Raw genomic sequence first — 6,223 nt, 5'->3', positions numbered from 1 at the left:
TGATAATAATCAGTTATCCTGTATTCGGCGCGGATACTATTCCATCAATAGCGACAATTCATGGCGGGGATGTTTATTGATCAATATCTGCTGTTGTTTTTCCCGGTTGACCTGCGTGTATATCTGTGTAGTCGTGATCGAGCTGTGGCCTAAAAGGGATTGGATATATTTGATATCGACATCGTTCTCCAATAACAACGTGGCAAATGTGTGGCGGATAACATGTGGCGTTACCTTCTGGTTCAACTGGGCGTCCTTGGTCGTTTTTTTCACCAGGTTACGGATGGATTGGTCCGACAAAGTATTCCCTAGGCGGTTCATCCAAAAATATTCCCCGATACCATCTCCAAAAGCATCAAGATAATCTCTGAGTATCTTTAAAGTACCAGGGTTACTGATATACGCGGCCCTTTCTTTATTCCCTTTACCATGAATGGATATCAGGCCGGTGTCCAGGTTAAGGTCAGCGGTCTTTAAATTAGCGATCTCGGAAACCCGGGCACCGGTCGCGTACAGCAATTCGATGACCGCCGCATCCCGGATCTTTTCCTTGCGGGAATAGGTGCCTGTTCGTGATCTTGATAAGGCCGTGTAAGCTTGTTGCAGGATCTTGCCGGTCTCCGTTTTGGTCAGGGCTTTCGGAAGAGCCTGTGGTTCCTTGATCCTGACCTTCATTTTACGGAGGGGATTGACCAGGATGGTATCTTCATATTCCAGGTAATTGAAAAAAGCCTTTAATGTGGCGACCTTTCGCTTGATGGTCTTTGGTTTCCAACAGTGGAGTTCTTTTAAATAGTCTTTCAGGCATTGTTTATCGATCTCTGTGACATTTAATTGATAGCCATTCGTTAACAGGAAGGCATGGAACTGTTTGAGGTCGATCGTGTAAAATTTCAGTGTTTTGGGGCTCAGGTTCTTTTCATACTGGCAGTGGTTCAAGAATTCTGTAGTTGCGTTTGATAGGGACGACATAATGTGGGGAGTTGTTTTGGGGCGGGAAGATGCGATTATTCTTGGGATATGCTGGTACAAGCGAAATGAGGAATTCGCGTTTCTCCTTTCAAGGTAGAACCGGTCGCCCCCCCTTGAGTACTTTGTTCCATCATGAAAAAGAAATTGTTATTATAGATCAAAAATGACCATATTGGGGCTTCAAAACCTACCACGGCCATACCACAAATAATGGATTTCTCAATATTAGACAGATGGGGAAATTACCCCCGAAACACGAAAAACCATGTCTTTCTGACTTGGGATAACTGGAATGATTATAATTTCTACACGCTATTCGGCATATTCTATGTTGACAACAATTCGGATAAGTACGATCTCGGCGCTGTGAAAATAGGATTCAAGGGACAAAGAGCTGATGATCAGGTTTATGATGTAGGGTATAACTTCAACTATATCGGCGATGATTACTTCTCCGTTGGCACTTCTGCGGAGTATTATGAAAATCTGAAAAAGCTCGGTGCAGATCTGCAAAAGGAGATACTGGAGGGACTGAATGATATCGCTAAAAACAATGCCTTATTTCAAGAAGTCGAAAATGAATTTGTAGTGATGACCTCGTTCTTGCGATCGCTAAGCCCCTTGACAATAACAGGTCAGTTCAGGCGTATCGCGGATGGCGGGGCTAAACTTACACCCTACAATTTCTCTTTCAAGCGCTCGGCGCCCGTCGATGGTGGCGGCCTTTCGTTATCATTCGAGGTAACGCCTGAGTCGTTACCACCGACAAATGTGCATGTCTTAATAGGCAAGAATGGCGTGGGCAAGACCATGCTGATCAACAATATGATCGACTCATTGCTTTTGGATAAACCCGAGGATGCGGGCGATTTCGAATTCTATAAAGCTCGCCCTTGGGAGGAGGAAATAGGAGAATTCGTCAACTTAATCTCCGTATCGTTCAGCGCCTTTGAGGAAATGGACCCTCATCCTGAACATACTGAATTTATAAATGGGATGAAGTATGCTTATATTGGTTTAAAATTACCGGCTACTGGCGACCCCGTTTCTCCTAAAATTAAAGACCCGACCATGTTGCCCAATGAGTTTTTAGATAGCCTTATGGGTTGCAGGTCTGCAGGCATCTCCGAGCGATGGGCAAATGCGATCAAAACCTTACATTCAGACCCCTACTTTCGGGAGGCCGCTATAGATGAATTAATCGGGTTGGATGGCTCTAGGTCATCCAAGGCCAAAACGTTAAGGACCTTTAGAAGACTTAGTTCAGGACATAAGATTGTATTGCTCACCGTCACGCGGCTCATCGAAAAGCTCCAGGAACGCAGTTTAGTAATCATGGACGAGCCTGAAGCCCATTTACATCCACCTTTGCTTTCCGCGTTCATCAGGGTGGTAGCTGATCTCTTGATTGCTACAAATGGTGTAGCTATCATTGCGACCCACTCGCCGGTGATTTTGCAAGAAGTTCCTAAGAGTTGCGCCTGGAGACTGAAACGCAGCGGCTTGTTAATGGGAGCTGACCGTTTACCAAGGGAAACATTTGGCGAGAACGTGGGGGCTTTGACCAATGATGTTTTTGGGCTGGAAGTCACAGACTCCGGATTTTACACTCTTCTAAACAGGATAATCGTAGAGAAACAATATGATTTCGACGCGATTATGGAGGCATTTAACCAGCAGTTGGGGATGGAGGCACGGTCGATAGTTATGGCAATGATTAGTAATAGAGAAGATGATCAAGTTAGCTAAACCCACACTATCGACTGCCACGGTATATGCAGATTGTATAAGCTCCACGAAAAACCCAAAAAAGAAGGCTAGGATGGCCGCTTGCGCGCCATTGATCATTCAAGCGGAACAGGAACTGGATACTAAGGTCACAAAAGGTTTGGTATATACGATAGCTCATGAAACTCTTGTCAACGGTAACGTTTCAGTTGATGAACTTAAATATGTCTACACCGGGCAAATGGTCGACCATGCCAACGGCAGGGTACATTATGACAAACTGATTTTGTCTGCGCCATTTGATCTCTGCCCACTATGTGCTCACCGGGATGTTACGACCTTGGATCACTACTTGCCGAAGGCAAAATATCCGCGATTGTCGGTCGTACCTATCAATCTCATCCCAGCGTGTAAAGACTGCAATACCGGAAAACTCATGGATTATCCGAAGACACCGGATGAAGAGACCCTGCATCCATACTATGATGATATCGATGCTGATCGGTGGTTGAAAATGCGGGTTTTGCAAACGAATCCCATTTCAGTCGAGTTTTATGTCTCACGTCCTGCAGGGTGGAGCGATCTCCTTTTTAAGCGGGTAGAAGGACACTTTAAATCGTTTGGATTAAAGAAACTCTATGCTACACAGGCAGGCCGTGAGTTGGTCGGTATAAAAAAGCAACTTATCGGGATCTATGGCAAAAGGCAAAAGCAGGCAGCGGTCAAAAAATTCTTATTAGATATGGCTCGGTCTAAAGCGGATGTACATTTGAATATTTGGCAAGTCGTATTTTATAACGGACTTGCGGAAGATAACTGGTTTTGTAATGGAAATTTTCAATTGATCGGTTGATGTTTACTTCATACGCAAAAGGATCGGTGGGTTGTAGGAAACAATTGGAGTTGTTGCATAAAGAGCGCCCGTTCATTAAATTAGGGCATCCGAACATTTTTTGAAGGATGATTCTTTTGCAATGAGAGATCTATATCTGCCAAGTGATTTGACAGTACGAACTCTAATAAGTAAACGTTTATCCCGCACTATTTCAATATAAACTCAATTAAAGAATTGATCATGATGAACGGAGAATGGATTAGAAAACCCAAAGGCAAAACAACTGTCGTTTTCATTCACGGCCTATTTTCAGACGGAGGTTCGTGCTGGCTAAATGAAAATGGAACCTTCTGGCCAAAGTTGTTAACTGAGGATCCCGATTTGAAAGGCTTAGGTGTGTTTGTTTTTACCTATCAGACAGGGCTGTTCTCCAGAAATTATAGCCTAAGCGATATCGTAGACGCTTTGAAGGAGTATGTGGTCAATCTGGAAGGCCTTACCGAAGGGAAGGACATCATATTTGTTTGCCATAGTATGGGTGGTATCATAGCCCGGAAATTTATCGTAGAACGCTCGAATGATCTAATCAGTGGGAAAACAAATGTCGGTCTTTTTCTGGTCGCTTCTCCTTCGCTCGGTTCTGGGTATGCGAGCTTATTTAAGCCGGTCGCAAAGTTATTCGGTAATATACAGGTCGACACACTGCGTTTTGAGCAAAATAATTCTTGGCTGAATGACCTCGATAAAACCTTCCAAAACCTAAAAAGTGCTGGTAAACTACCGATATACGGAAAAGAACTGATCGAAGATAAATTCGTTTTCGGAGGTTCTGTGATATCGAAACAGGTGGTGGAGCCTTTCAGCGGTGCACGTTATTTCGGAGAGTCTTTCAAAGTTCCTGGATCTGACCATTTTACTATTGCCAAACCTATTGGGAAAGATGACATTCAGCATCGGCTGTTGCTGAAATTCATTGAAGATTTTATAGCCAGCACTGCGAGCACACAAGATTTGAAAGCGGAATTTGGTCAATCAGGGCACAAGCGAGTTACGATCAAAACAGCAGCTCGCAAAAAGTTGAAGTATTACATCTACATTAGCGAAGCAAAAGTCACTATGATATTAGCTCAAATGAATGACAGCGAAAAGGGTGAATATGCCGTGAGTGCCGGAGTCGAAGTGAATAAAGGCAGTTCCATCGAAGAACTGCCTTTGGAAAAAAGGCTTCTGATCGTTCTGGAATATTTGAATGAAGAAGGATCCGTTGGTACATTATCTGAACCTCGCAAATATTTCAAAGGACAGATGGGATTACGATGGGGTGTTTCAGTGGACAATTTCACCCTTCCCAATCAAATAGTTTATTTCACTGATTTTAATAATAATTTGCTTGTGGGGTTAGGCGGGTCTAGTAGGCATTTGGTCACCAATCTCGGTTATGATTTCTCTCCTGATTTGAATTCTACTACGTTTGGAATTTTGCGTTGGTTAGGTAAAGAGTTAGATAAAGACGTAAGGGGGGAGTTTTACCCTAACTATATGCGCGATGAAAGATCATATTACAGATCTGATTTGTATGCGATGCACTCTTTAGCTAGAAGTTCTCTGGGCCCGGTGCAGGAGCTTGAATTTGTAGCAAAGCGGCTTCTCGCTACCAGTATTAAAAACGATGATGGAGAGGATGTGACATACTTATTAGGCACTCCCCTATACGTTGCGATGGCTGACTAAATTTATTTGACGACAAAATCCGTCAGACTTCCAAATCTTGTATTTGAGATGGCTGGCATCTTGTTTTTTTCATAATTCAGAATTGTGAAATGCCCTAATTAAAACACCGTCTTAATGACCTTGTCCGTCCCATTGATCAGGTCTGCCACCTCAGCTTGTTCCGGTTCGCGTTTCTTGTTTTGCAGGCAAAGCTGGGCCAGTTCATGCAACAGGCCGATATGCCGGTAGGTCGGGAAATCGATCACTTCCTGCTTTTTCAGCGTTTCGTTCATTTCGGCGATGGTCTTGCGGCTGACCTTGAGTTTCCTGCGGGCACATACTTGCTCCAGGTGTTTTTCTAATACGGTAGCCGCCACGGCACCCGCTGCACGGTAGAATTTGTTTTTAGCCAATTGCCCCGCCTTGTCCAGCTCAGCATCCAACAGGTCCGCCTGGATCTCCCTGCGGATATCGAGCAGCGAAGAATCTAACGTACCCAGGATGCCGGCGATCATATGGAATTGTTGTTCGAAGGCCGGGATAGCGGCATTCGGGCCGGCGACCACTTTTTTATCGAAGCCTGTGGTGATGGTCGTATCGTTCAGGTAGTCCTCGATCACATAATTCTCTTTGGTGATCTCTTTGCGGTTCCTGGGCCTTTCGTACAGACGGATGAGGTCGTTCGCCCTCAAAGGGAGCAGCAGGCTGACAAGGGCCAGCGCTTCGCTGTACCAGGGCTGGTAGGCCGATTTGAATACGGGTAAGCTTTTCTTGAATTCCTGGTAGTTCCGTTTGAGTACATTGGTGAAATGTTCTTCCATTTCGCCCGGGAATTGTTCGTCCCGCATGGCGTTTAATAAGTTCACCCCTTGTGTGTGGAGGCGTTTTACGTCTTTCCTGATCTGCTCAACATGGTCTTTCATAGAGCCCGCAAAAATAACAGATGTTCGGGCTTTGGGAAAAGGAAGATGAGCCTAT

General features: G+C 44.6%; 5 protein-coding genes. 3 read left to right on the top strand and 2 right to left on the bottom strand.

The window, feature by feature from the left end; all coding sequences use genetic code 11:
* Nucleotides 1-36: 36 nt before the first annotated feature.
* On the bottom strand, nt 37-972 hold the full coding sequence (locus BC343_RS30660) for a tyrosine-type recombinase/integrase (RefSeq protein WP_078351628.1): 936 nt from the start codon (nt 970-972) through the stop codon (nt 37-39).
* Between the two features lie 210 nt (nt 973-1,182).
* Here BC343_RS30660 and BC343_RS30655 point away from each other — a divergent pair, with 210 nt between their 5' ends.
* The 3 genes from BC343_RS30655 (at nt 1,183) to BC343_RS30645 (ending at nt 5,266) form a co-directional block, all read left to right on the top strand.
* Nucleotides 1,183-2,721, top strand: coding sequence for an AAA family ATPase (locus tag BC343_RS30655; protein WP_078351627.1), 1,539 nt, complete (start codon nt 1,183-1,185; stop codon nt 2,719-2,721).
* Nucleotides 2,705-3,553: an HNH endonuclease gene (locus BC343_RS30650; protein ID WP_078351626.1), complete on the top strand. Its 849-nt coding sequence runs from the start codon at nt 2,705-2,707 to the stop codon at nt 3,551-3,553. Before BC343_RS30655 ends, BC343_RS30650 begins: the two co-directional genes overlap by 17 nt.
* Nucleotides 3,554-3,775: 222 nt before the next feature.
* Nucleotides 3,776-5,266: an alpha/beta hydrolase gene (locus BC343_RS30645; protein ID WP_078351625.1), complete on the top strand. Its 1,491-nt coding sequence runs from the start codon at nt 3,776-3,778 to the stop codon at nt 5,264-5,266.
* A gap of 98 nt (nt 5,267-5,364) precedes the next feature.
* On the opposite strand, the gene BC343_RS30640 is transcribed toward BC343_RS30645, so the two are convergent.
* Nucleotides 5,365-6,168, bottom strand: coding sequence for a hypothetical protein (locus tag BC343_RS30640; RefSeq protein WP_078351624.1), 804 nt, complete (start codon nt 6,166-6,168; stop codon nt 5,365-5,367).
* Between the last annotated feature and the right edge of the window lie 55 nt (nt 6,169-6,223).

The organism is Mucilaginibacter pedocola, from assembly GCF_002013915.1.
GTDB lineage: Bacteria > Bacteroidota > Bacteroidia > Sphingobacteriales > Sphingobacteriaceae > Mucilaginibacter > Mucilaginibacter pedocola.
Note: the sequence above shows the minus strand (reverse complement) of the source record. Positions and strands in the feature narration are given on the sequence as shown.